Origin of the sequence: Streptomyces sp. NBC_00090 (assembly GCF_045160815.1) — a bacterium.
In the GTDB taxonomy this organism is placed as follows: domain Bacteria; phylum Actinomycetota; class Actinomycetes; order Streptomycetales; family Streptomycetaceae; genus Streptomyces.
The window spans coordinates 6,611,782-6,636,589 of the sequence record NZ_CP108224.1 but is presented as its reverse complement, the minus strand read 5'-3'; the positions used below and the strand labels follow the sequence as shown (position 1 = coordinate 6,636,589).

Sequence of the window (24,808 nt, the reverse complement as noted above, 5' to 3'; positions counted from 1 at the left end):
GTCACGGGCGTACGGAGAAGGCCGGGCGGGGCCGCCGCGGAGGGGATGTCACAGGAGCCGAGGAGGCCTGTGGGCATGGGCCGGCGCCTTTGCCGGCGCCTTCGCCGGTGAGGGATGCGCGTTCATGGCGGTGCCAAGGGCCCGCGGGGCGCGGTTTCCGGCGAAGCCGTCGTCGGTGACGGGGCCGCACTCGCGCTCGGTGCAGTCGCCGGTTTCCATGGGATCAGGCGACGCACCCGGCGGGGATGCCGCACGGCCGGCGAACAGGTCGTCCTGGCCGACCGGAAGGCCTGAGTGCCGGATGGTCGGTCTTGTCGGTCTTGTCAGCCGGTCCGGGGTGCGGTCACGCGGCGAGGCTCCGGTAGAGGTGGTAGCGCTTGAAACCGAGGGGACGGACTCCCGGCATCTCGTTGGCGATCTCCAGCGACCTGCGGCTCAGATCGCCCCCGAGGAACTCGATGTGCGCCTCGTCGTCCGTCCACTCCGCGAAGTTGAGCACGCGGCTGCCGTCGACGCTGAGGTGGAAGTGGGCAGCGATCAGACCCGCCTGCTCGTCCGCAGACGCACTCTCCACATTGCTCACGATCGCGTCGACGATGCTCCGCTGCCGCTCCGAACCGTCCACGTCGAAGCTGGCGGCGACCATGGCGCCCGGAGCCTGCCCTGTCGTGTCGACCAGGACGTCGCGGTGCAGTCGGTACTCGATCGGAGCTGTGCTCGCCGGGCCTGCGGGCAGGCTCAGGCCACGCGTGAACGACCGGTAGACGGCATCGTCCGTGCACTGCGCGTACGTCAGTACGAGATCGTTCCCCGTGCTCAGGTAACAGGAGAACGAGAGGATGCCGTCGGGCCGGGGCGAGCCGTCCCAGACGTCCATGATCTCGTCGAGCACCGCGCGCCCCTGGTCCGCGCCGTCCACGAACCAGTAGCTCATGTGGACCACGTGGGAATCGGGGCGGGTGATATCCGGGTTGGTGGACAGCTGGGCGGTGGAACTGGGCATGGTTGTTGTCTCCCCTGGTGTGGTCAGGTCTTCGGCTCTCACTCGGCGGGCCGCCCGAAGCGGCGGCGCACGGCCATGTCGGGGACCGCGTCAGAGGCGGTTCCGGGCATCGGCGTCAGAGGCGGTTCCAGGCGTCGGCGGCCGGGGCGAAGAACTCCCGCAGCTGCGGCATGAACGCCCCGGATTCGGCCGCCGTGGTGACCAGGCCGCGGACGTACCGGGCCAGCTTCTCGACATCCGCGTCGCCCAGGGCCGCATACGGTGCCCGGTCCAGCCGGCCGGTCTCGTGCTCCATCTCCTCCCGCAGCGCGACCCCACGGGCGGTCAACGCCCCCGCACCGTCGATCAGGCCGCGGTCGACAAGCCTTTCCCGCGCGGCCGACCAGTCCTCCTCGGACCACCCGCGCTGGGGCATCACGACCTCCTTCGGCATGCCACGCTCACTGGCGCAGTCGAGGACGAGTGCCTCGACCCCGATCAGATCGAGATGGCCGAGCACGATCGCATGCCCGTCGCCCCGGTGCTCCCGGAGCATGGTCGCGGCGTGCCACAGCGCGATGTGCGGGTCGGCGGGCTGCTCGAGGCCGGCATTGGCCGCGTACAGCGGGCGCCCGGGGAAGGAGGCCCCCCACGCCGCGGCCGTGGCCAGCTTCGCCGCTTCCGCCATCTCCTCCGACCGGATGACCTCGGAGCCGAGCAGCCGCTCCAGCGCCGTACCGATGGCCCTCTGGCGCGCGAGGACCGCCTGCTTCGGCGACACGGAGTCCCAGACCGCGGGCACGCGCTCCGCGACGAAGGCGGGGGCGAAGCCGTGGAAGACCGCGGTCACGACCGGGGCGTCCACCGCACCGAGCGGTGCCGAGCGGCACGCGAGGTAGACGCTCAGGGGATCGGTGACTCCGAACTTCTCGAGTTCCACTCCCAGGTCCGGGGTGAAATACGAGATCGAATGCAGCGCATTGACCGCTTGCGCACAACGCTGCTCGTAGGAACGCTCACCACTTTGTGCTGCAGTCATGACATCCTTAAGACCTGGAAGAGAGACGGGAATTCAGAGAGAGTCAGAATCGAGCTTCTGCGGCACATGCGCCTCGGGCAAGAGAGTTGACCAAGGGATGACGCGGGCTGACAGGTATCTTTCGGCTCACTGCGGCGGGTTGCCGTGTTTGCGCGAGGGCAGGTCCGCGTGCTTGGCCCGCAGCATGGCGAGCGAGCGGATCAGCACCGAACGGGTCTCGCGCGGATCGATGACGTCGTCGATCAGTCCGCGCTCGGCCGCGTAGTAGGGGTGCATGAGCTCGTCCTTGTACTCCGCGATGCGCTGCTCGCGTACGGCCTCGGGGTCCTCGGCCGCGTTGATCTCACGGCGGAAGACGACATTGGCCGCGCCTTCGGCGCCCATCACCGCGATCTCGTTGGTGGGCCAGGCCAGGGCCAGGTCTGCGCCGATGGAGCGGGAGTCCATGACGATGTAGGCGCCGCCGTACGCCTTGCGCAGCACCAGCGAGACCCGGGGCACGGTGGCGTTGCAGTACGCGTACAGGAGCTTGGCGCCGCGCCGGATGATGCCGTTGTGCTCCTGGTCCACGCCGGGCAGGAAGCCGGGCACGTCGACCAGGGTGACCAGCGGGATGTTGAAGGCGTCGCAGAACTGCACGAAGCGCGCGCCCTTTTCGGAGGCCTCGATGTCCAGGACGCCGGCCATGGAGGCGGGCTGGTTGGCGACGATGCCGACGACATGGCCGTCGAGCCGGGTCAGCGCGCAGACGATGTTGGTCGCCCAGGCCGGATGCACCTCGAAGTACTCGCCGTCGTCGACGACTTCCTCGATGACCTTACGGATGTCGTACGACTGTCCGGGCTCGGCCGGGACCAGGTCGAGCAGCGACTCGTTGAGACGGTCGGGCAGGTCGCCCGAGCGCTCGACGGGCGACAGCTCCCGGTTGTTGGCGGGCAGCAGCGACAGCAGGTAGCGCACGTCCTCGATGCAGTGCTCCTCGTCGTCGTACGCGAAGTGCGCGACGCCGGAGACGGCGGAGTGCACATCGGCGCCGCCGAGGCCGTTCTGGCTGATCTCCTCGCCGGTGACCGCCTTGACGACGTCCGGACCGGTGATGAACATCTGCGAGGTCTCACGGACCATGAAGACGAAGTCGGTCAGGGCCGGGGAGTAGGCCGCGCCACCGGCGCACGGGCCGAGCATCACCGAGATCTGCGGGATGACACCCGAGGCCCTGGTGTTGCGCTGGAAGATCCCGCCGTAACCGGCGAGCGCTGTCACGCCCTCCTGGATACGGGCTCCCGCGCCGTCGTTGAGCGAGACCAGCGGTGCGCCGGCCGACTCGGCCAGGTCCTGGATCTTGTGGATCTTCTGCGCGTGGGCCTCGCCGAGTGCGCCGCCGAAGACCCGGAAGTCGTGGGCGTACACGAAGACCGTGCGGCCGTGGACACTGCCCCAGCCGGTGATCACCCCGTCGCTGTACGGCTTCTTGTGCTCCAGGCCGAAGCCGCTGGCCCGGTGCCGGCGCAGGGGCTCCACCTCGTTGAAGGAGCCCTTGTCCAGGAGCAGCCCGATCCGCTCGTGGGCGGTCAGCTTGCCCTTGGCGTGCTGGCGCTCGGTGGCGGCCGGGTCGGGGCCGCTGCGCGCCGACTCCTTGATCTCGGCCAGTTCGGTGATGCGGCCGTGGATCGTCTCATCTACTGGGGGCATGTGGTTTCACCTCTCCGTGGGTCGATGGTCAGACGGCGCTGTCTGTGGCAGCGAAAGCATGGGTGGTCAGCGCCAGTTGGCGGGCACTGCTCGTCGCATGGACGCGCGCCTGCGGTGCGATGCGCCGGACCAGGCCGCCGAGCACCAGACCGGGCCCGGTCTCGATGAACCGGTCCACGCCCGTCGCGCCGAGCAGCTGGACCGCCTCGGTCCAGCGCACCGGGCGGGTGAGTTGGAGGCCCAGGGCGACGATCGCCTCGTTGGCGGTGGACACCCGGGATCCGGTGACACTGGAGACCAGCGGGATGCGGGGGTCCCGGAACTCGGTGGTGATCAACGCCTCGGTGAACTCCGCCTCGATGCCGCGCAACAGGCTGGAGTGGAAGGGACCGCCGGCCCGCAGCTCCGCCACCCGGGTGGCCCCGGCGGCGCGCGCCGCTCGCATCAGCCGGGTCACGGCCTCGGCCTCGCCCGAAACCACCGTCTGGCCGGGGCCGTTGTCACCGCTGATCTCGACTGTACGACCGGTGGCCGCGGCGGCCTCGGCGCACAGGCGGGCCACTGCGGGGCGGTCGAGGCCGAGCACCGCGGCGGTGGCGCCCCGCACCTGGTCGTCGACCGTGGCGACCAGCTCACCGCGCAGCCGCACCAGGCGCAGCGCGTCCGTCCATTCCAGAACGCCCGCGGCGACCAGCGCCGCGTACTCACCGAGGCTGTGTCCCGCGACGGCGTCGGGCTCGACACCCTGCCCGCGCAGGACCTCCAGGGTGACCAGACTGGTGAGCAGGATGGCCGGCTGCGAGACCGCCGGGTCGTCGAGGTCCCGGCCGGGACCGTGCCAGCTCAGCCTCGACAGGGGTATGCCGAGCACGTCGTCGGCGGTTCGGTAGTAGGTCTCCACCAGATCGGGCCGCTGGGCGAGCAGGTGCCTGCCCATGCCCACTCGCTGTGAGCCCTGCCCGGGGAAGACGAATGCGGTGCGGTTCATCCTGTCACGTCCTTGTCATCGGTCAGCAGGGGTCGCCGGGCGACCGGTACGCCTCAGCAGGCGAGTGCCGGTACGGCCGGCTCGGATACGTCCGCTCCGCCGCCGGTGCCCGGGGCGCGGAGCCAGTCCCCGTTCAGCCAGCGGACGTTGACCGAGCGAGGAGCCGCCCCCCGGACCGCGGCCGCGGCGGAGTGCGTGGCGGTGCAGGGGATGTCGAGCACGGTCCAGCCGGGTGGGTGGCGCCGGTCGTCGACGCCGAGGTAGTCCTCCGCGGGGGAACGGCTCAGTCCGGTGCCGATCCCTTTGAGGAAGGCTTCCTTGCGGGTCCAGATCTGGCCGAAGCGAGCCTTCAGTTCCTCCGCCGAGGTGTCCGCCAACTCGCTCTGTTCGTCCGGGTGCAGGGCCTTGCCGCAGATCTCGACGCTCTCCTGGCGGGGCAGTCTCTCCACGTCCACCCCGACCGGGGCGGCCGCCACGCCCACCAGGGCGAGTCCACCGCTGTGCGACAGGGAGAAGTGCAGGGGCAGCCGGGCCGGCGTCGGCGCCACGGCCGGTCGGCCGTGTGCCCCGCCGCACCCCGGGCAGGGCTCGCGGACGAACCGGATGTCCTGGGGCCTGGTGTCGGTGTAGCGGCCGAGCAGCCTGCGGAGGGCGACATGAGCGGTGGCGTACAGCAGCCCGTCCGCCGGGCGGATGAACGATGCGGCCCTGTGCCGCTCCGCTTCGTCGAGCTCCGACGTGTCGAGCGCCGCCCCGTCCGTCTCGTCGTGGCGGCGCATCAGCCACAGGTCGACCCGGTCCTTGGAGACGGTGAACTGCTGCCCCTTCGGCTCCGGTTGACGCGAAGGCCGGCCGAGCACAGCTCTGTGCTCCCCCGTCATGCCATGACCCCGGAGTCGCTCCGGGGCGAGGTGCGGGCCTCTCCGAGCTGGCCTGCCAGACAGTCGACCAGCTCTGCGGCGCTGTTGGCCAGCAACAGCATCTGCAGGTTCAGTTCGACCTGAAGGGCGGCCTCCATCCGGTACTGGAGTTCGAGACCGGCGATCGAGCCGATGCCCAGGCTGTTCATCGGCCGGTCCGTGGTGTCCACGCTCTGCGGTGGAATACCCAGGAGCCGGCCGAGCTCCTGGCGTACGTAGGTGTCGAGCATGCTGCTGCGCTCGCTGTGGTCCGCCGCGGCAAGCGCGGCGCGATCGGGCACGCTCACCTCGGCGGCGGACGGGCACGCCCGGCCGGCTTGTGGCATCGCTGTCATGTCCTGTCCTGAGCTCGATGACGTGGGTCGTTCATGGGTCCGGCCGAACGGGCGTGGTGAGCGGCCGCGTCCGCCACCCGCCGCGTCGCGAGGCCACGGAGTGCCACGACCAGGCCGGCGATTCCGACGGCCGTGATCAGCACGAGCACCGGCCCCCGGCCCGTCGGGTACAGCGCGGCGCAGAGCACGGTCATGAGTGCCGCCGCCAGTTGGACGGCTGTCTGGTAGAGGCCGCCGGCCATCGCCTGCTGCGCGACCGGAACCGACCCGGTGGCCTGCACGTGGAAGGCGGTGAAGGCGAGGACGAACGCCGCGCCGACGAGCAGCAGGGTGGGCAGCACGTCCGTGGCGTAGTGGACGGTGCCGCCGTCGCGCGGGTAGAGCGCGTAGCCGAGGGGTGCGGCCGCGGCTCCCGCCGCGATCAGCCGGGCCGGCCCGAACCGGGTGACGATCCGCCCGGAGTGCAGCGCGGTGAGGGCGAGTGGTACGGCGGCCGGCAGGAAGGCGAGCCCGGTCTGCAGCGGGCCGAAGCCCTCCCGCTGCTGCAGGTGCAGGGTGCTCACCAGAAGCAGTCCCAGATAGGAGCCGTTCAGGGCGCCGGCGCCGAGCGCGGAGCGCACCAGCGGCTCGTGGGCGAACAGCTCCAGGTTCAACAGCGGTTGCTCGACGGTGAGTTCCACGCGTATGAAGACCACCGCGAGGAGCACCGCGAGCAGGAAGGCGCCGATGGTGCGCGGATGGTCCCAGCCGGCGACCGGCCCGGAGGCGATCGCGTACACGAGGACCAGCATCGCCCCGGTGAGGCTGAGGGCGCCCGCGGCGTCGTACCGCCGAGGCGTCTTCGGGTCGGGCCTGTCCCGGGGGATCAGCCGCAGCCCGGCGACGAAGAGAAGCAGTGCGACCGGTGCGGGGAAGGCGAAGGTCCAGCGCCAGCTCACCTCGGTGAGCGCCCCGGACAGGAGCAGTCCCACCGAGAAGCCACTGGCGCCGAAGAGCGTGTAGACCGAGAGCGCCCGGCTGCGCGCCGGGCCCTCGGGGAAGGTGGACGCGATGATGGCGAGCCCGGTGGGCGCGGTCAGCGCGGCGCAGAACCCCTTCACGAAACGGGTGGCCACGAGCAGCGTCGCGCTGTCCGCGAGCGCGCTCACGAGGGACGCGGCGGCGAACACGAGCAGCGCGGCCAGATAGACCGGCCGGCGGCCCAGCAGTGCCACGACCCGGCCGCCGAAGAGCAGCAGCGCGCCGAAGCCGACGGCGAAGCCGGAGACGACCCACTGCAGTTGGGCTGTGGCCAGGCCCAGGTCTTCGCCGATGGAGGGCAGTGCCACCAGTGCCACGGACACCTCGAGGGCGTCGATGAGCATGTTTCCGGCGAGCACGAACAGCAGGCCCCACAGGGCAGGGCTCCACCGCCCGTCGGCCTCGGCCGGCGCAGGGGCCCGGGGTGTCCTCGAACGTGTCATGATCCCGTTCCGCCGTAGAGGTTGAGTGACTGGCTTCGGTCAAGGGGTGGGTCGGCCGCGGAAGGTGTTCCGCGGCCGACCCGGCCGGCGCGACGGGGGAATTGCGCGCCGGCGGTCTGTCGGGCCGGGCGGGTCAGCCGAGCAGCGTGCCGCCCGTGGCGTCGACGAAGGAGCCGGTGATCCACCGGGCCTCGTCGGAGGCGAGGAAGGCCACCACGTCGGCGACGTCCTCCGGCTCGCCGACGCGGTTGAAGGTGGACATCAGCGCCATCTGCTCCACCACTTCGGGGATGCCGAAGACGGGGTTGTCGTTGCGGGTGATGCCCGGCGCCACGGAGTTGATGGTGATGTTGCGGGGGCCGAGGTACTTCGCGAAGTGCAGGGCGAGCTGGTCGACGGCGCCCTTGGTCATCGCGTACGCGATCTCGTCCGGGTTCGCGAAGCGGGTAAGGCCGGAGGTGATGTTGATGATGCGGCCACCGTCGGGCATGTTCTTCAGGGCCCGCTGGATGAGGAAGAACGGCGCCTTGGCGTTGACCGCGAACAGCTCGTCGAACTTCTCCGGCGTGGTGTCCTCGGGCTTGACTCCGCCCATCACACCGGCGTTGTTGACCAGGATGTCCAGGTCGGTGCCACCGGTGCGCTCCCGCAGGCCGCTCTCGAGCCCGAGGAACAGTTCGTGCACATCGCCGGGGACGCCGAGCTCGGCGCGGACGGTGAAGGCCCGGCCGCCGTCCTTCTCGATCGAGGCGACGACCTCGTCGGCCGCGTCCTTGCGAGAGGTGTAGTGGACGGCGACCAGCGCGCCCTCCTCTGCGAGGCGTACGGCGGCCGCGCGGCCCATGCCCCGGCTCGAGCCCGTGACGAGCGCGGTCTTGCCCGTGAGCCTGCCCATATCTGTTCTCCACTTCTTCGCCGTTGCTGTGTCCGACGACTTCGTCGGTACCGAAGTCGCCGGGGTCTTCCGGGACCCGGCGGATGCCGGATCCCCCTGGGTCTGCCGCGACTTGACCGACTGCGCGGATGCCGGCGCGCCGAACCAGCGGTCCAGCGCCTCCTCGAGGTCCGCTCCCCCGGTGCCGGCCCAGGCGACGTAGCCGTCGGGGCGCACCAGGAGGGCGTCGGCGCCCGCCACGGCCTCGGGGTGCGAGATGGCGGTCACCGTGTGCACCGGGCCGGCCCAGCGGGCGGCGACGGTGCGCACCTCCTGCTGCCTGGCGTGGTCGCCGGGCAGCAGGAGCAGGACGCCCCGCCCGGGGCGCAGGATCTCGGTGCTGGTGAGCGATCCCTCGTCGGTGGTGAGCTGCCAGTGCGGCAGTCGCGCGCCGAGCAGGGGGTGGTCGCCCGCTCCCATGTCGTGACGGATGTCCAGGCCGGAGACCTTTCCGGCCAGGTGGGCCCGTACGTTCTCGCTCTCTTCGACCAGCTCGGCGAAGACCTGCCGGACCGCGTCGACCTCCTGCGAGCCGAGCAGCAGCAGCGCCTGGGTCCTGATGTTGCTCAGGACCTCCTGGCCGACGGCGTGCCGTTCCCTGTGATAGCTGTCGAGCAGGCCGTCCGGGGCTCGCCCGGTCACCCGCGCGGCGAGCTTCCAGCCGAGGTTGGCGGCGTCCTGCAGCCCGAGGTTGAGGGCCTGGCCGCCGATCGGCATCTGCTGGTGTGCCGCGTCGCCCGCCAGGAAGAGCCGGAGGTCACGGTAGGTGGCCGCCTGCCGGGAGGCGTCACCGAAGGAGTTCACCCACAGCGGTGTGCCGCCGCTGATGTCCTCCCCGGTGACGCGCTTCCAGGTGTCGGCGATGTCCGAGAACCGTGGCTGCGTACCGCGTGGCCGAGCGCCGAACTCGTGCACCATCACCCGGGTCACTCCGTCGGGACGCCGGGCGGCGATGGCGAGTCCTCCGTCGAGCCGCTCGAAGCGGCGATTGCGGATGTCGATGCCCGCCACGTCGGCGCGCAGCAGTTCGCGTTCCGCGTCGGCGCCGGGGAAGTCGAAGCCTCCCAGGCGGCGAACGGCGCTGTCCTCGCCGTCGCAGCCGACGATGTAATCGGCCCGGAAGAACGCCGTTGTTCCCCCGGCCGTGCGCACCTCGGCTTCGGCGTGGTCCTCGGTCACGGTCAGCCCGGTCACCTCGTGACCGCGCCTGATGTCCGCGCCGAGGTCCTCCGCCCACTGTCCGAGCAGTTCCTCGATGCGGGTCTGCGGGACCTTCCACTGACCCGGGTACGGGCTGGGAAGTGTGAGGTCGAGCGGGATCCCCCCGAAGTGGCCCTTCGGCTCGTTCGGTATCTCGCCGAGCGGCGCGAGCAGGCCGCGGCCGTCGAGGATCTCCATGGTGCGGGCGTGCAGGGTGGAGGCGCGCGACTCGGTGGTCGGCGCGGTGAGCTGCTCGAGGACCACCACGTCCGCGCCGGCGAGCCGCAGCTCGCCCGCGAGGAAGAGCCCGACCGGGCCCGCCCCGACCACGATCACCTGGGTTTCGGTGCAGTCCCCGGCCATGGTCACGCCGCCTTGCGCTCGGCGTAGTCCTTGGCGTAGCCCAGGGTGGCGCGGCTGTTGGTGCTCAGCGCGCTCCGGACGTAGTCCTTGGCGTCGTCGACGGTCGCGTCCGCACCGAGGATCCTGGTGATGTTCTCGGTGTTGATGGTCACCGTGTGCTGGGACGAGGCAGCCACGCCCTGCTCGTTCGGAGCGAACGTCCAGTAGCCGGTGTGCAGCGTCATCAGCGCCGGCAGCGTCACCTGCTTGTAGGCGATCTTGTCGTGCGGGAAGGTCACCCGGTACGACTTGGTGGTGTGCACCGAGCCGTCCTTGGCACGGGTGTCCATCTCGAGCTCCTGCAGGCCGGGGGACGGCTCCGCGAAGCGGACGGTGGCGACGTGCGGCAGCCGCTCGGGCCACTCCCCCGCCTCGTTGACGAAGTCGAAGACGTCCTTGGCGGAGCCGTTGATCTGGACGGTGTCCTCGAAGGAGAACGTCAGGTCCTCGGCCGCGTGCGCCGCCTCGACGTTCTGCTTCAGCGCGGCGAGCTCCGAGCGCGAGTTGCGGTCGACGGCCTCGTCGATCCACGCGAGGCTCTCGGCGTCGTCGTCGATGGCCCGGTAGTCGTGCAGGAGCCGGACACGGGACTCGCTCCCGGAGAGGGGTTCGATGATCCAGGTGCCGCCCATCGAGGCGATCGGGGGCGCGGAGACCTCCTGGCGGAAGGTGATCCGCAGCTGCTCCGCGTCCAGGGTTCGGCGCGAAGTCCAGTTCTTGGCCTCGCCGTTGGCGGTGGCCCAGATGCGGATGCGCTCCTCGCCCTCACCCTGCTCCACGTGGTCGACGTAGATGGTCGGTGGGAAGATCCGGGGCCAGTTCTGCACCTCGGCGATCAGACGGTAGACGGCGGCGGCCGGGGCCGAGACAGTGATCTCGTGCTCCACCTCGCGCAGGCCGGGCTGCGACATGCTCATGCTCCTCGGTTCGGGGTTCGGATACGAGTCGGGCGGCCCGCTCGACGGGCTGCCCGATCGGACGGTCGGCTCAGAAGTTGCCGAGGCCGCCGCAGACGTTGAGCGCCTGCGAGGTGATGGAGGCGGCGGTGTCGGAGGCCAGGTAGCCGACCAGGCCCGCGACTTCCTCGGGCGTCGAGTAGCGGCCCAGCGGGATCTTCGACTGGAACTTCTCGAGGATGGCCTCCTCGGTGGCGTCGTACGCGGCCGCGTAGCCCTGACGGACACGCTGCGCCATGGGCGTCTCGACGTAGCCGGGGCAGACCGCGTTCACGGTGATGCCGGTCGGAGCCAGCTCGTTGCCGAGGGCCTTGGTGAAGCCGACGACGCCGTGCTTGGAGGCCGAGTAGGGGGCGCCGAGCACGACGCCCTGCTTGCCGGCGGTGGAGGCGATGTTGATGATGCGACCGCGGTCCTTGTCGCGCAGACCGCCGGTGGTGAGCACCTCGCGGGTCAGCCGGAAGACGCTGTTGAGGTTGGTGTCGATGACGTCGTTCCACAGCTCGTCGTCGATGTCCGCGGTGACGCCGCCACCGCTGCGCCCGGCGTTGTTGACCAGCACGTCCACGGTGCCGAAACGGTCGACGGCGGCCTGTACGAAGGAACGGGCATCGGCGCTGGAGCGGACGTCCAGGGTGGTGCCGTCGACGTCGAGGCCCTCGCTCTGCAGCTGCTTGACGGTCTCGGCGACGTTCTCGGCGTTGCGCGCACCGATGAACACCCGGTGGTTCTGGGTGGCCAGGAGGCGGGCGACGGCGAGCCCGATTCCACTGGTGGCGCCGGTGACGAGGGCGACCCGCTTGTCCTGCTGCGACATGACTCTCTTCTCCAAGGGAAAGGGGGGACTCGATGGCTTGGGCACCCGCCGCGCCGTGGCTACGGCGCGGCGGTGCCACAAAGGGGCGTATGGGCCCGGCTGCGCGCTACGCGGCGGACGCGAGCTCCCCGAGGTACGCGTTGATCGCCACGACGAGGGCTCGCGGGGTGCGGTTGTCGGTGAATATCTCGTCGTCGAGGGAGATGCCGTACTCCCGCTCGATGCGGCCGCCGGTCTCCAGGAGCGCGAGGGACTCGTAGCCCAGCTCCTCGAAGTCGGCGTCGAGGATGTCGCCGTCGAGGTCGACGCCCTCGTCCGCGCCGGCGCCCTCAAGGAGGATGCGCTTGAGGTCCTCGATGGTGAATTCCTGCTTCGACATGTGGGTCCCTTCATGAGTTGCCGCACCTGGTACACCGGCGCGGGGTCAGGTGAAACACCCGCCGCCTCCGTGGGGGAGGAGGTCGGGGGCGGTGGAGAGCACCCGCCGCCGCTCCCGTGGGGAAGGAGGGCGGGGGCGGTGGAGCACCCGCCGCCGCTCCCGTGGGGGAGAGGGCGGCGGCGGAGGTCTAGTCGACGGCGCGGATCACGACGGCGGAGTTGAAGCCGCCGTAGCCCCGGGCGAGCACCAGCGCGGTACGCACCGAGGCGGTGCGCGGCTGGCCGGTCACCAGGTCGATGTCGTAGTCGGGCGACAGCACCACATTGGTGGTCGGCGGAATGAGGCCTTCGCGGATCGCCAGGACCGCGGAGACCACATCGACCGGAGCCGCGCCGGAGTAGAGGCGGCCGATCATCGTCTTGGGCGCGGTGACGGGGACCCCGGCGGGGCCGAACACCGCGGTGATGGCGTCGGCTTCCTCCCGGTCGAGCCGCGGGGTGCCGGCGGCGTCGGCGAAGACCACGTCGACCTGGCCCGCCTCGACACCGGCATCGGCGAGCGCCACCTCGATGGCGCGGCGCAGCCCTGACTCACGGCCGCTGCCGGGCTTCGGGTCGAAGGTCGCCCCGTAGCCGGCGACCTCGCCGTAGACGTTCGCGGCGTCCCGCTCGAGGGCCGACTGCTGGTCCTCGAGGATGAGCAACGCGCCGCCTTCGCCGGGCACATAGCCGCTGGCCGCCGCGTCGAAGGGCAGATAGGCGCGCTCCGGCTGGTCGCTGGTGGTCAGCCGGCCGCCGGCGATCTGCGCGACCCAGCCCCATGGGCAGATCGACGCGTCGAAGCCGCCGGAGAAGATCAGCTTGCTGCCCTTGCGGATCTGCCGGCGCGCCTGGGCGATCGCGTCGAGACCGCCCGCGTGGTCGCTGACGACGACACCGCTGGGGCCACGCATACCGTTGCGGATGGAGATCTGGCCGCTGTTGACGGCGTAGAACCACGCGAAGGACTGGTACGCGCTGACGTACTGGCTGCCCTGACTCCACAGCTTCTGCAGCTCGTTCTGGCCGAACTCGAAGCCGCCCGACGTCGATGCGGTGACGACGCCCATGTCGAACTCGGGAATGTCGCCCGGCTTGACGCCCGCGTCCTCGAAGGCGCAGTCCGCCGCGACGAGGGCGAGCCGGGTCATCCGGTCGGTCTGCGGGATCAGCCTGCTGGGCAGGTGGTCCGACGCCTCGAACCCCCTGATCTCACCCGCCAGTTGCGACGGGTAGGACGAGGCGTCGAAGCGGGTGATCCTGTCGATGGCGTTCTTGCCGACCCGGGTCGCGGCCCAGAAGTCGTCCACGCCGAGCCCGTTGGGGGTGGCGACGCCGATACCGGTGATGATCGTCTTGGCGGTCACGCCTGGCTCCTCTCGGGACGGGCCAGCACCATCGCGCTCTGGAAACCGCCGAAGCCGCTGCCGACCGTCAGGACCGCGTCGGTGCGGTGCTCGCGCGCGGTGAGCGGGACGTAGTCGAGGTCGCACTCAGGGTCGGGGGTGTGCAGGTTCGCGGTGGGCGGCACCACGTGGTTCTCCATCGCCAGCACGGACGCGGCGATCTCGATCGAGCCGATCGCGCCGAGCGAGTGACCCACCATCGACTTGATGGAGCTCACCGGCGTGCGGTACGCGTGCTCGCCGAGGCTCAGCTTGAACGCGGCGGTCTCGTGCCGGTCGTTCTGCTTGGTGCCGGAGCCGTGGGCGTTGATGTAGTCGATCTGGTCCGGGTTCATCCGCGCCTCGGCGAGGGCCACGTCGATGGCCTCCGACATCTCCCGGCCGTCGGGACGAAGGCCCGTCATGTGGAAGGCGTTGCAGCGCGAGGCGTAGCCGGCGATCTCGGCGTAGATGTGCGCTCCGCGCTTCTTCGCGCTCTCGAGTTCCTCGAGTACGAAGACGGCGCTGCCCTCGCCGAGGACGAAGCCGTTGCGGGTGCCGTCGAAGGGCCGCGAGGCGTGCTCGGGGTCGTCGTTGCGCGGCGTGGTGGCCTTGATCGCGTCGAAGCACGCCATCGTGATCGGCGAGATCGGGGCGTCCGTCGCGCCGGTGATCATGACGTCGGCGGTGCCCTCACGGATCAGCTCGACGGCGTGGCCGACCGAGTCGAGGCCGGAGGTGCAACCGGTGGAGACCACGGTGGCCGGACCCTCGGCGCCCACGGCCCAGGCCACTTCGGCGGCGAACGAGCTCGGCACGAAGTGGTTGTACAGGTGCTGCGGCGCATAGGTGTGGTCGACCAGGTCGAGCCGGCCGTCGTTGCTGACCACGCGGTACTCGTCGTCGAGCCCGGTGGTCGCGCCGACCGCGCTGCCGATGGTGACACCGGTGCGGTACGGGTCGAACCCGGCGAGGTCGAGTCCGGAGTCGGCGACCGCCTCACGTGCGGTGACCACGGCGAACTGGGCGGCGCGGTCCATGCGGCGGATGTCCTGCGGAGTCAGTCCGTGCGACGCGGCATCGAAATCGGCCTCGGCCGCGACCCTGGATCGGAAGGAGGAGGGGTCGAAGAAGGTGATCCCCCGGGTCGCTGTGCGTCCTTCGCTCAGCAGACTCCAGAAGTTCTTGGCGCCGATACCGCCCGGCGCGAGCACTCCCAACCCTGTGATTACTACCCGGCGGCCCACTAGCGGTGGCCTCCCCTCGTGTTGGCGCGGAACGGCATCACTGAGCTGCCGTCCAGTCGTAGAAGCGGGTGGCCATGGCATCGGCCGGGGACCGCCAGGTCGCCGGGTCGTAGGCCTCGATGAACGGCTTGAGGTCCTGGCTGATCCGGACGAACCGCGGGTCGGTCTTGGCTTCCTCGATCAGCTCGCCGCCGTTCTCGCCGTCGAAGTCCTGCAGGTGGAAGTACAGGCCCCGGTACGAGAACAGCTGGCGGCGCCGGGTACCCATGCGGTGCGGCATCTCGGTCTGGTCGAACTCGCCGAAGAGCTTGGCGACCTCGACACTGGACTGCACGTCCATCCGGGCCACGATCAGGGTGCTGTGCATGTCTTCTCTCTTCCGTGGTTGGGCGGCTGTTCGCGGTTCAGCGGACGGATGCGGGGCTGAAGAGGCGGACGAAGTCCGCCACCCCGTCGGCGACCAGCGCGTCGGTCTCGAAGTCCGCGAGCGGGAGTGCGCCGTGGAACGACCGCTGGACGACCTGGCCCGCGACCAGCTGGATGAAGCGTCCGGCGGCGTGGTCGGCGTCGGCGATGTCGAGGAGTCCCGCGTCGGCGATGAGCGCCAGTCGGCGGGCCAGTTCACGCTGGGCCTGGCGGGGTCCCGCGGTCTGCCACATCTCCAGCACTCCGGCCGGCAGCCGGGTGACCTCGGCGCCGATGTGCCGCACGATGGCGAAGTGCTCGGGGAAGGCGGTCAGCGGCGTCAGCCAGGCGCGGCCCAGAGCGGTGAGGTCCCGCTCCAGATCGGTGACCTGGCCCAGGTGGTCCTCGGCGACGACCGTCAGCGCGGCGGCGACGGAGGCGGCGCTGTCCAGCAGGACGGAGAGCAGCAACTGCTCCTTGTCCTTGAAGTAGTGCTCGACCATGGCCTGTTCGAGGCCGGCCTCGGCGGCGATGGCCTCGATGGTGCTGTGTGTCCAGCCTTCACGGGCGAAGACGGTGCGCGCCGCCCGTACGACGGCCCGGCGCTCCTCCGCCGGACCGGCCTGGACCCGCGCGATCGTTGCCTGCGGCGTAGCCATTCGGTGTTCCTCCCTTTGACGTGCTGGTCTGAGCGGATGCGCGGCGGTGCTCAAGCGGCCGACGGCTTGCCGAACCAGCGCTCGATGGCCATCGGCAGGTCGTGGTGGCTGCCGGGGGCGGCCCAGGCGACATAGCCGTCGGGGCGTATCAGCACGGCCGTGGTGCCCTCGAGTTCGCCGGCCGCGGGGCCGGCGCCCGGGGTGGCGGTGACGATGTCGATACGGTCGGACCAGGCCCCGGCACGTGCGCGAAGGCGGGGATTGTCCGTGAGGTCGAGCAGCACACCGCGAGCGGAGTGCAGCAGTTCGGTGCTGGAGGTCTTGCGGCCCGAGCCGGTCAGCTCCAGATGGGGCATGCGCTTGCCGAGCAGCGGGTGGCTGCCGGTGCCGACGTCGTAGGTGATCTCCAGACCGCTCACCATGGCGGCGAGGTGCTTGGCGACCTCTTCGTACGTGATGAGCTCGCCCAGTACGTCGCGCAGCGGCTGCACTTCGGGTCCGCTGAGGAACAGCAGGCCCTGGGCCTGGGTGTTCATCAGGAGCCGTTTGCCGACCGCGTGCCGCTCGCTGTGGTAGGTGTCCAGCAGGTCCTGCGACGCGGTGCCCTTGACGACGGCGCCGAGCTTCCAGCCGAGGTTCACCGCGTCCTGGATGCTGGTGTTCATGCCCTGCCCGCCGGCGGGCAGGTGGATGTGCGCGGAGTCGCCGGCCAGGATGACGCGGCCGCGACGGTACTCGGTGACCTGGCGGGTCGCGTTGCCGAAGGCACTGACCCAGACCGGCTCGGCGTGCGAGATGTCATCCCCGGTCAGCCGCTTCCAGGCGTCGGCGACCTCGTCGAAGGAGGGCGGGGTCTCGCGCCGCTGCGGCGGGGTGCCGCGCTCGCAGACGATGATGCGGGTGATGCCGCCGGGCAGCGGGCCGACCATGACCATGCCGCCGGGCAGTGTCTCGCCGATCATGCGCGGCGCGAGCTCGATGCCCTTGATGTCGGCGAGGTACATCTCCATCGTGGCGGGGGTGCCGGGGAAGTCGAAGCCGGCGGCCTTGCGCACCAGGCTGCGTCCACCGTCGCAGCCGACCAAGTAGTCGGCGCGCAGGGTGTGTTCGCCCTTGGGGCCGCGCACCTCGACCGTGACACCGTCGCCGTCGTCGGTCAGCGAGAGCACCTCGTGGCCGCGTCGGATATCGGCGCCGAGGCTGCCGGCCCACTGCTCGAGGTGGGTCTCGGTGACGGACTGCGGGACCGTCTTGGCCGCCTGCAAGGCGCCTTCGAGAACGCCGAAGTCGATCGGCAGACCGCCGAAGTGCCCCTGGTTGCTGGTCTCGACCTCACCGAAGCGCGGCAGAATGCCCCGCTGGTCGAAGACCTCCATGGTGCGGGCGGTGAAGCCGAGCCCTCGGGACTCCCCGGTGCGCTGCTTGAGGCGCTCCAGGACGACGACATCGACTCCCGCGAGCCGCAGTTCGCCCGCCAGCATCATTCCGGCGGGGCCCGCGCCCACGACAATCACTGCTGCGTCCATGTACCTCTCCTTGGCCATCTCGGGGTTTCCTTCAAGGGTTGACGCATTCGCACTTCCCGGCCGCATGAATGCGGAAGCACTCGCGGCTCAAGACAGAACAGCGGAAGCTAGCAATAAGCTTCTTCGCTCCGGAAAGGGATCACAAGACCTCGCTGTTCAGGTCTCCGCAATGTTCCGTCACGTAGCTACATGACGGGAATCAGCTGGTCAGAGAAGTTACAGGGGCACGCAAACTCCGCCCGCCGAAGACGGCCGACGTCAGCCGTTCCGCAGCATGCGAGAGAACATTGAAATACATGTCAGAGCTTCCACAGAATGCGCTCCGATGCTTGTCCGGTACTGAATACAGGAATTACGGTGCCATTCCTGCAGACAATGACGAACGGGGGGCTACGGTGATCCACGGAACGATCCGTACGGCCAGGGGGACCACGACGTGCGCGGGCGCGGGATGCCGGCGCCGGGAGGCCGCGGGGCAGGCCAGGCGCCTCGCCGTCACCGGAACCCAGCTGTGCCTGCCATGCCGGGAACGCCTCGTCACGGAGCTCGGGCGGCTGCCGGCCCTGTACGAGGAGTGCGTGCGGCGGATCGACGGCAGCTCGAACGGTACGCGGGAGAAGACCTCCGGTGGTGCGCTGCCGGGGATGCCCCTCAACACCGCTGCGCTGGAGGTCCGTTCGACCATTCTCTCGGTGCTCGCCTCCTGGTCCGCCGTGGTCGCCGAACAGCGCCGCGTTCATGGTCCGCGGCGCACGGTCCCGCTGCTCACCGAGTTTCTGCGGCGGCATGCCGACTGGCTCGCCTCCCATGAGGCGGCGGGCGATCTCTCCCTGGAGGTCGCCCGGTTGGCGCGCGGCGCATGGCGGGTGATCGACCCCGGCCCGCAGCGCCGGGTGGCCATCGGCGACTGTGTGGAGAGCGAATGCCCCGGCAGCCTCACCGCCGTGGTCCGCCCGGATCGTCCGGCGGTGCCGACCGAGATCAGCTGTGACGCCTCCCCGGAGCACCACTGGCTCGGCCACCAGTGGCTGCAGTTGAGCCGTCGGCTCAACGCTCGTACGGAGCTGGCCGCGAGCGGAGAGGACGGCGGCGGGACACGGGCCGACCGGTACGGAACGGGCGAGCCCGAGGCGCAGCCGGTGACCTGGTTCACCGCGGCCGATGTCGCCCGGCTGTGGAGCATCCCGTCGGGCACGGTCTACCGCCACGCGAGCCAGCAGAACTGGCGCCGCCACAGCAAGCAGGGCCGCACCTACTACCACCACGCCGACGTCCTGCGGACGCTCAGCACCCCGCGCCGCTCGGCCTGACGCCGATCCCCCCGGTCGCCGGCGATGAGGTGGCGCGGTCCGCGGCGCGTGGGAGATCACCCCGGTGACCTCACCGCCGCGGGCCGCGACCGCGGCCGGCGCCTCTGCTTGCGCGGGTGACGGACGACGATGCCGTTCTCGCGCATCAGCCCGGCGGCCCGCGTGCGGCGGACCGCGTGGCCGAAGCCGCGCGCTTCGGCATGGACTCGAAGCGCGCGGCGGTTCCCGCGGATGTACGACCGGCTCAGTCCTTGATCTCACAGATCGCGGCGCCGGAGGTGAGCGAGGCGCCCACGGCCGCGCTCAGGTCCTTGATGATGCCTGCCTTGTGCGCGTTCAGCGGCTGTTCCATCTTCATGGCTTCGAGTACGACGACCAGGTCGCCTTCGGCTACTTCCTGGCCCTCTTCGACGGCGACCTTGACGATGGTGCCCTGCATCGGGGAAGCGAGGGTGTCGCCGGACGCGGCCGGGCCGGACTTCTTGGCGGCGCGGCGCTTGGGTTTGGCGCCGGCGGCCAGACCGGTACGGGCCAATGTCATGCCCAGGCTGGAGGGCAGGGAGATTTCCAGGCGCCTGCCGCCGACCTCGACGACGATCGCCTCGCGGCCCGTCTCGTCCTCGGCCTCCGCGTCGGGCACGGCGGAGAAGGGCTTGATGGTGTTGACGAACTCCGTCTCGATCCACCGCGTGTGGACGCGGAAGGGATCGGCGGTGAACGCCGGGTCGGTGACGACGGCCTGATGGAACGGGATGGCGGTGGCCATGCCCTCCAACGTGAACTCGCCCAGCGCCCGGGCGGCGCGCTGCAGGGCCTGCTCACGGGTGGCACCGGTGACGATCAGCTTGGCAAGCAGCGAGTCCCAGGCCGGGCCGATGACGCTGCCCGTCTCCACGCCAGCGTCCAGGCGGACGCCGGGGCCGGAGGGCGGGGTGAAGAGGGTGACGGTGCCGGGCGCGGGCAGGAAGCCGCGGCCCGGGTCCTCGCCGTTGATCCGGAACTCGAAGCTGTGGCCGCGCACTTCGGGATCGCCGTAGCCGAGGGCTTCGCCGTCGGCGATGCGGAACATCTCACGGACCAGGTCGATGCCGGTGACCTCTTCGGTGACCGGGTGCTCCACTTGCAGACGGGTGTTGACCTCCAGGAACGAGATCGTGCCGTCGGTGCCGACCAGGAACTCCACCGTGCCCGCCCCGACATAACCGGCCTCGCGCAGGATCGCCTTCGAGGCCGCGTACAGCTGGGTGTTCTGCTGCTCGGTCAGGAACGGCGCCGGGGCCTCCTCGACGAGCTTCTGGTGGCGGCGCTGCAGCGAGCAGTCCCGGGTGGAGACGACGACCACGTTGCCATGGGAGTCGGCCAGGCACTGGGTCTCCACATGGCGCGGCCTGTCGAGATAGCGCTCCACGAAGCACTCGCCCCGGCCGAACGCCGCGACCGCCTCACGGACCGCCGAGTCGTACAGCTCCGGGACCTCTGCCAGGGTGCGGGCCACCTTCAGACCACGCCCCCCACCGCCGAACGCCGCCTTGATCGCAATGGGCAGGCCATGCTCCTCGGCGAACGCCACCACCTCGTCCGCGCCCGACACCGGGTCCGGCGTACCGGCGACCAGCGGGGCACCGGCACGCTGCGCGATGTGCCGGGCCGCGACCTTGTCACCCAGGTCACGGATCGCCTGCGGCGGCGGACCTATCCAGGTCAGCCCCGCGTCCAGCACGGCCTGGGCGAACTCGGCGTTCTCCGACAGGAAGCCGTAGCCGGGGTGGACGGCGTCCGCACCCGAGTCCTTCGCCGCGGCCAGCACCTTGGCGATGTCCAGATACGACTCCGCCGGTGTGTCGCCGCCCAGGGCGAACGCCTCGTCCGCGGCACGCACATGCAGAGCGTCCCGGTCCGGGTCGGCGTAGACGGCTACGCTCACGATCCCGGCATCCCGGCAGGCCCGGGCAACACGGACAGCGATCTCGCCTCGATTGGCGATGAGCACCTTGCGCACGATGGCTCCCTCCTCCAGACAGTCCGGATACCTCTCTCACCCTCACCGGAGCGTGCTTCAGGGATCAACGCCCTTGAGTACAGACCTTGGTCAACTCCCGGGCCGCACCTGAGGGGCGAGCCGGCCCGGCCGCGGCGATCGCTCAGGGATGGCCGAGCCGGAAGCCGACCCCTCGTACGGTGATGACCCAGCTGCTGGCCCCGAGCTTGCTGCGCAGGCTGCTGACGTGCGTGTCGATGGTGCGCCCCGGCCGCGACCAGGAGTCGTCCCAGACCTGGGTCATCAGCTGCTTGCGGGAGATGACCGTTTCGGGCTGGGAGGCCAGCAGGTGCAGCAGGTCGAACTCCTTGCGCGTCACCTCGACGGACCGGCCGTCGAGGCGGATCTCCCGTGTGCCGGCGTCGATCGTCAGCGGACCGCGCATGATGACCTGCTCGAGGGGTTGCGGCGGCCTGACCCTGCGCATGATCGCTTCCATCCGGGCCATCAGCTCGCGGAAGCCGTAGGGTTTGACCATGTAGTCATCCGCGCCGGCCTGCAGGCCCAGCACCCGGTCGAGTTCGGAGTCGCGCGCGGTGACGGCGATGACCGGGGTTTCGCAGGTGGCCCGGACACTGCGGCAGACCTCGAGACCGTCCAGGTCGGGCAGATCGAGGTCGAGCAGGATCAGGTCAGCGCTCCGGTGCACCTGGAGTGCCTTGGCGCCGGTCGCGACACTTTCGGCCTGGTAACCGTGCCGGCGCAGGCCGAGCACCAAGGAGTCGGCGGCTCGGGTCTCGTTCTCCACCACAAGGATCCGCAGCGCCTCCCGACGCGGGCGGGCGACCGGTTCCGCCACCGGTTCGTAGGGGGCCTGCCCCGCCAGGGACTCCGAGTCGTGGTGTCGCGGTATCCGCGGTGCTAGTAGGTCTGTCGGCTGCCCATCCATCGTGTGTCTCCCCCATGTCCGCGCACCAGGCGCATCCCAAGTAGACGTTCGACAATAGATTACAAACCGCGCTGGCGGTTTGTCAAAGTGGTTTGAGTCCCACCTGGAGTTTCCCTGGACTCCCACTCGAACGACTGTCCGAATTGAACCAGTTGACCGCATTTTTCGGGGCCCTTGTGCGACCCTTCATGCAAGCATGACCCTCGCCTGGTTGACCTCGCGTTCCAGCAAGCGGAATGATCGATACTCGGCCATTTGGGAGTGTCGGCCCCAACTAGTGGAAATCAAACCGGCATGCTGGTTTGATCTATCCGTTAGGCACACGTTCGCGACGGGAGCCAAGTAGTGAGCAAACAGGAGCGGGCCGCCCGTACCCGCAACGCGCTGATCCACTCGGCAGCCGAGCTGTTCGAGCGGCACGGTTATGTCAAAGCCAGTCTGGACGAGATCAGTTCGGGCGCCGGGGTGAGCCGTGGCGCCCTGCACTTCCACTTCGCGAACAAGGCCGCCGTGGCCGACGCCGTCGAGACGGCCGCCGCCCACTCCCTGCGCCGGGCGGCGGACGATGCCGGGCTGGTGCGGGTGAACGCCTTGCAGGCACTGGTGAACCTCTCGCACGCGCTGGCACACCTGCTGCACGGGGAGGTGGTGGTGCGCGCCGGGTTCCGGCTCAACTGCGAAACAGGACTGCACACCGATCTCAGCCTCCGTCGGCAGTGGCAGAGATGCGTGCAGAGACTCGTGGCACAGGCCGCGCGCGAGAAGGTGCTCGCGACGGGGGTGCCACAGGAGCGATTCGTCGCCACCGTGGTGGCCGCGACCACCGGATTCGAAGTGCTGAGCAGAAGCGACACGAACTGGCTGTCCCACTATTCGCTCACGGGGTTCTGGCAGCTGCTGCTGCCGGCGGTGGCCGCCCAGCGCATACTGGGAGGTCTCGATCCGAGCGGTACGGACTCGGCGTGCGCCGGCACGCCGGGCATTCCAGGGCAGTTGACGCCCACCAGGGACGCCCGGTCTCACTGACACCCTCCGGCGCCGGTCACGCGCGTCTACGCAGACGCGCGTTCGGCTCGACCCAGCTCGACCCAGCCGACCCGGCCGACCGGGTCGGCACTCCCCCAGACCTCCCAGAAAAACCGTCCGACTGGTTTTACTCAAGAGGCGATATACCACCAGGTCAACGGCCTGCGAGCCGTAGATCCACAGAAGCCATGGGCCGTTCCCGCTTGACAAACAGTCACACCGGTTTGTTATTTTCCGTATCCGCCCGACTCAACCTCAGCCCGCGGAGAGCTCCGTCGGCATACTCGAACGAGGCTGATCATGGAGATACGACCTCTTCCGGCCGGCCAGTCCGGGATCGGAATGCTGGAATCCTTTGTGGGCCGGGGATTCGCGGCCGCTCTGCAGGACGGTCTGAGCCGGTCCGTCTCGCCGTACGCTCCTGCACCCCGCAGCGGGTCCGGACGCCGCTTCGGGCCGCTGGAGCGCTGCACCCAACAGCACGTGGACGAGGCGGAGTTGCCCCACGGGGTGCTGCTTCCGCATGAGGCCGGTGCGATCCTTCGCCTCTTCGAGCACCGGCTGCACTCGGCACTCGAGTTCGACCGTGAACTCGAACTGGACACCTTCGCGGTACGGGCAGCGCTGACCGCCTGCGCTCACCGGATCCTCGATGACGTCGCGGTGAAGGTCGACGGCGCAGCCGCCGAACCCGCACCCCACGGACCTGAGTTGGCGGCCCTGACCCCGGAACTGACCTCTGCGGCGGGCAGCCTGCTGACCGAGTGCGCCCTGCTGCACGTCCTGGCGGGCACACACTCCACGCAGGCCGTCGCCCGCGCGATCGCGCTGATCCAGCCGATCGGTCGGGCCATCCGCAGGCAGAGCGCCGCCCGGCCCGTGCCGGCCGACGCCCACCGCGACCTGTGGCACGAACGACGCAGGCTGGCCCGTGAGATGCACGACGGGCTCGGCACCAATCTCTCCGTGGCACTCCGCCGCCTCGAGCTCCGGGCAGAACACGACGAAGACCCCGACGGGCATCTCGCCGCTGCCGGAACCTGCTTGCGTTCAGCCCTTGGTCATGCGCGCGACCTGGTCACCGGCCTGCGCGAGGAGACCGTGGTGCCGCCGCTCCGGGAATCGGTCGAGTCCTTCGCCGCGCAGGCGGCGCCCGACTCGGTCCGCGTCACCTTCTCCGCCACCGGTGCCGAGCGTCTGGTGCCCGATTCCTCGCGGCATCAGATCTTCCTCGCCGTACGTGAATGCCTGCGCAACTGCTTCGAGCACGCGGCGGCCGACCGGATCACGGTGACCAGCCGCGTCACACGCCTCTGGACCCATGTCCGGGTCAAGGACAACGGCATCGGTTTCGACGCCGACCGCATCGGCCCGGACACGCATGACGGCAACGGACTGCGCTGTATGTCGGACCGCATCGCGGCGATCGGCGGGCGCACCACGGTCGACAGCAAGCCCGGAGAGGGAACCAGCGTCGACATTCATCTTCCGCTCCGCGTACGGCCGTAGAACCTGACGGTCGATGCTGTCAGGCGTTGTTGACCGGGAGGACGTCCGGGGACAGTACGCCGGCCCGGGCCGAGGCCGAGGTCATGTGGCGGCGGTGGTGACGGCGGCAGAGGACCTCGTAACCGATCTCCTCCGACGGCCGGTTCACGTCCCCGACCACGACCTGCTCACCCTCGACGACCATCTCGCCGCCCACCGTACGGGCGTTGTGCGTGGCCCGCGCGCCGCACCAGCACAGGGCCTCGACCTGGAGCTGCTCGATCCGGTCCGCCAGCTCGATCAACCGCTGCGAACCGGGGAAGAGCTTCGTCCGGAAGTCCGTCGTGATGCCGAAGGCGAAGACGTCCATGTCGAGGTCGTCGACGATACGGGCGAGCTGGTCGATCTGGTCCGGGGCGAGGAACTGCGCCTCGTCCACGATCACGTAGTCCGCCTTGCCGCCCTGTGAGAGCTGGCCCACCAGATAGGCGTACAGGTCCATGCCCTCGCCTGCCTCGACCGCCTCCGTCACAAGACCGAGCCGGGAGGAGAGCTTGCCCTCGCCCGCCCTGTCATCGCGAGTGAAGATCACGCCCTGAAGCCCCCGGGCTGACCGGTTATGTCCAATTTGGAGCGCCAAAGTGCTCTTGCTTGACCATCCACCAACTATGGAACGTCCACGCCCAGAGG

The 24,808-nt window shown here is 70.0% G+C and carries 22 protein-coding genes; 3 read left to right on the top strand and 19 right to left on the bottom strand.

The window, feature by feature from the left end; translation table 11 throughout:
• Nucleotides 1–343: 343 nt before the first annotated feature.
• From OG361_RS29750 to OG361_RS29675, 16 genes are all read right to left on the bottom strand, one after another.
• On the bottom strand, nucleotides 344–1,003 hold the full coding sequence (locus OG361_RS29750; RefSeq protein WP_405858364.1) for a hypothetical protein: 660 nt from the start codon (nucleotides 1,001–1,003) through the stop codon (nucleotides 344–346).
• A gap of 115 nt (nucleotides 1,004–1,118) precedes the next feature.
• Nucleotides 1,119–2,021 (bottom strand): SCO6745 family protein, encoded by a 903-nt coding sequence (locus OG361_RS29745; RefSeq protein WP_405858362.1) that lies wholly within the window; start codon nucleotides 2,019–2,021, stop codon nucleotides 1,119–1,121.
• A gap of 126 nt (nucleotides 2,022–2,147) precedes the next feature.
• Nucleotides 2,148–3,713 carry an acyl-CoA carboxylase subunit beta gene (locus OG361_RS29740; protein WP_405858360.1) on the bottom strand — a complete coding sequence of 522 codons (1,566 nt, stop codon included), beginning with the start codon at nucleotides 3,711–3,713 and terminating at the stop codon, nucleotides 2,148–2,150.
• A 28-nt stretch (nucleotides 3,714–3,741) separates the two neighbouring features.
• Nucleotides 3,742–4,701, bottom strand: coding sequence for an ACP S-malonyltransferase (gene fabD, locus OG361_RS29735; protein WP_405858359.1), 960 nt, complete (start codon nucleotides 4,699–4,701; stop codon nucleotides 3,742–3,744).
• A gap of 53 nt (nucleotides 4,702–4,754) precedes the next feature.
• Complete coding sequence (locus OG361_RS29730; protein ID WP_405858357.1) at nucleotides 4,755–5,582, bottom strand: 4'-phosphopantetheinyl transferase family protein; 828 nt, start codon at nucleotides 5,580–5,582, stop codon at nucleotides 4,755–4,757.
• Nucleotides 5,579–5,956: an acyl carrier protein gene (locus OG361_RS29725; protein WP_405858355.1), complete on the bottom strand. Its 378-nt coding sequence runs from the start codon at nucleotides 5,954–5,956 to the stop codon at nucleotides 5,579–5,581. Before OG361_RS29725 ends, OG361_RS29730 begins: the two co-directional genes overlap by 4 nt.
• Complete coding sequence (locus tag OG361_RS29720) at nucleotides 5,953–7,419, bottom strand: MFS transporter (protein WP_405858353.1); 1,467 nt, start codon at nucleotides 7,417–7,419, stop codon at nucleotides 5,953–5,955. The genes OG361_RS29725 and OG361_RS29720 overlap by 4 nt, the downstream gene beginning before the upstream one ends.
• Nucleotides 7,420–7,552: 133 nt before the next feature.
• Entirely contained in the window at nucleotides 7,553–9,916 is a 2,364-nt protein-coding gene (locus tag OG361_RS29715) for an SDR family oxidoreductase (protein WP_405858351.1), read from the bottom strand.
• A 2-nt stretch (nucleotides 9,917–9,918) separates the two neighbouring features.
• Nucleotides 9,919–10,866 carry an aromatase/cyclase gene (locus OG361_RS29710; RefSeq protein WP_405858349.1) on the bottom strand — a complete coding sequence of 316 codons (948 nt, stop codon included), beginning with the start codon at nucleotides 10,864–10,866 and terminating at the stop codon, nucleotides 9,919–9,921.
• Between the two features lie 76 nt (nucleotides 10,867–10,942).
• The gene (fabG, locus tag OG361_RS29705) at nucleotides 10,943–11,728 is read right to left on the bottom strand and encodes a 3-oxoacyl-ACP reductase FabG (protein ID WP_405858347.1); all 786 of its coding nucleotides are present in this window, start codon (nucleotides 11,726–11,728) and stop codon (nucleotides 10,943–10,945) included.
• 106 nt (nucleotides 11,729–11,834) lie between these two features.
• Nucleotides 11,835–12,107: an acyl carrier protein gene (locus tag OG361_RS29700; RefSeq protein ID WP_384567769.1), complete on the bottom strand. Its 273-nt coding sequence runs from the start codon at nucleotides 12,105–12,107 to the stop codon at nucleotides 11,835–11,837.
• Between the two features lie 187 nt (nucleotides 12,108–12,294).
• Nucleotides 12,295–13,512, bottom strand: coding sequence for a ketosynthase chain-length factor (locus tag OG361_RS29695; RefSeq protein ID WP_405858345.1), 1,218 nt, complete (start codon nucleotides 13,510–13,512; stop codon nucleotides 12,295–12,297).
• Nucleotides 13,509–14,858 carry a beta-ketoacyl-[acyl-carrier-protein] synthase family protein gene (locus tag OG361_RS29690; RefSeq protein ID WP_405858343.1) on the bottom strand — a complete coding sequence of 450 codons (1,350 nt, stop codon included), beginning with the start codon at nucleotides 14,856–14,858 and terminating at the stop codon, nucleotides 13,509–13,511. Before OG361_RS29690 ends, OG361_RS29695 begins: the two co-directional genes overlap by 4 nt.
• Nucleotides 14,815–15,144 (bottom strand): TcmI family type II polyketide cyclase, encoded by a 330-nt coding sequence (locus tag OG361_RS29685; RefSeq protein ID WP_405858341.1) that lies wholly within the window; start codon nucleotides 15,142–15,144, stop codon nucleotides 14,815–14,817. Before OG361_RS29685 ends, OG361_RS29690 begins: the two co-directional genes overlap by 44 nt.
• 37 nt (nucleotides 15,145–15,181) lie before the next feature.
• A complete protein-coding gene (locus tag OG361_RS29680; protein ID WP_405858339.1) occupies nucleotides 15,182–15,841 on the bottom strand; it encodes a TetR/AcrR family transcriptional regulator in 660 nt (219 codons plus the stop codon).
• 50 nt (nucleotides 15,842–15,891) lie between these two features.
• Nucleotides 15,892–17,367, bottom strand: coding sequence for an FAD-dependent monooxygenase (locus OG361_RS29675; protein ID WP_405858337.1), 1,476 nt, complete (start codon nucleotides 17,365–17,367; stop codon nucleotides 15,892–15,894).
• Between the two features lie 395 nt (nucleotides 17,368–17,762).
• On the opposite strand from OG361_RS29675, the gene OG361_RS29670 reads away from it, so the two are divergent.
• A complete protein-coding gene (locus OG361_RS29670; protein WP_405858335.1) occupies nucleotides 17,763–18,677 on the top strand; it encodes a hypothetical protein in 915 nt (304 codons plus the stop codon).
• A 244-nt stretch (nucleotides 18,678–18,921) separates the two neighbouring features.
• Here the strand turns inward: OG361_RS29670 and OG361_RS29665 are convergent, their stop codons facing one another.
• Both OG361_RS29665 and OG361_RS29660 read right to left on the bottom strand, forming a co-directional pair.
• The gene (locus OG361_RS29665) at nucleotides 18,922–20,676 is read right to left on the bottom strand and encodes an acetyl/propionyl/methylcrotonyl-CoA carboxylase subunit alpha (RefSeq protein WP_405858333.1); all 1,755 of its coding nucleotides are present in this window, start codon (nucleotides 20,674–20,676) and stop codon (nucleotides 18,922–18,924) included.
• Between the two features lie 142 nt (nucleotides 20,677–20,818).
• Entirely contained in the window at nucleotides 20,819–21,463 is a 645-nt protein-coding gene (locus tag OG361_RS29660; protein WP_384567748.1) for a winged helix-turn-helix domain-containing protein, read from the bottom strand.
• A 486-nt stretch (nucleotides 21,464–21,949) separates the two neighbouring features.
• On the opposite strand from OG361_RS29660, the gene OG361_RS29655 reads away from it, so the two are divergent.
• Nucleotides 21,950–22,630, top strand: a complete 681-nt coding sequence (locus OG361_RS29655; protein WP_405858331.1) for a ScbR family autoregulator-binding transcription factor — start codon at nucleotides 21,950–21,952, stop codon at nucleotides 22,628–22,630.
• A gap of 300 nt (nucleotides 22,631–22,930) precedes the next feature.
• Entirely contained in the window at nucleotides 22,931–24,139 is a 1,209-nt protein-coding gene (locus OG361_RS29650) for a sensor histidine kinase (protein ID WP_405858329.1), read from the top strand.
• Nucleotides 24,140–24,158: 19 nt separating this feature from the next.
• Here OG361_RS29650 and OG361_RS29645 read toward each other — a convergent pair whose 3' ends face one another.
• Nucleotides 24,159–24,788 carry a thymidine kinase gene (locus tag OG361_RS29645; protein WP_405862514.1) on the bottom strand — a complete coding sequence of 210 codons (630 nt, stop codon included), beginning with the start codon at nucleotides 24,786–24,788 and terminating at the stop codon, nucleotides 24,159–24,161.
• Nucleotides 24,789–24,808 lie beyond the last annotated feature (20 nt).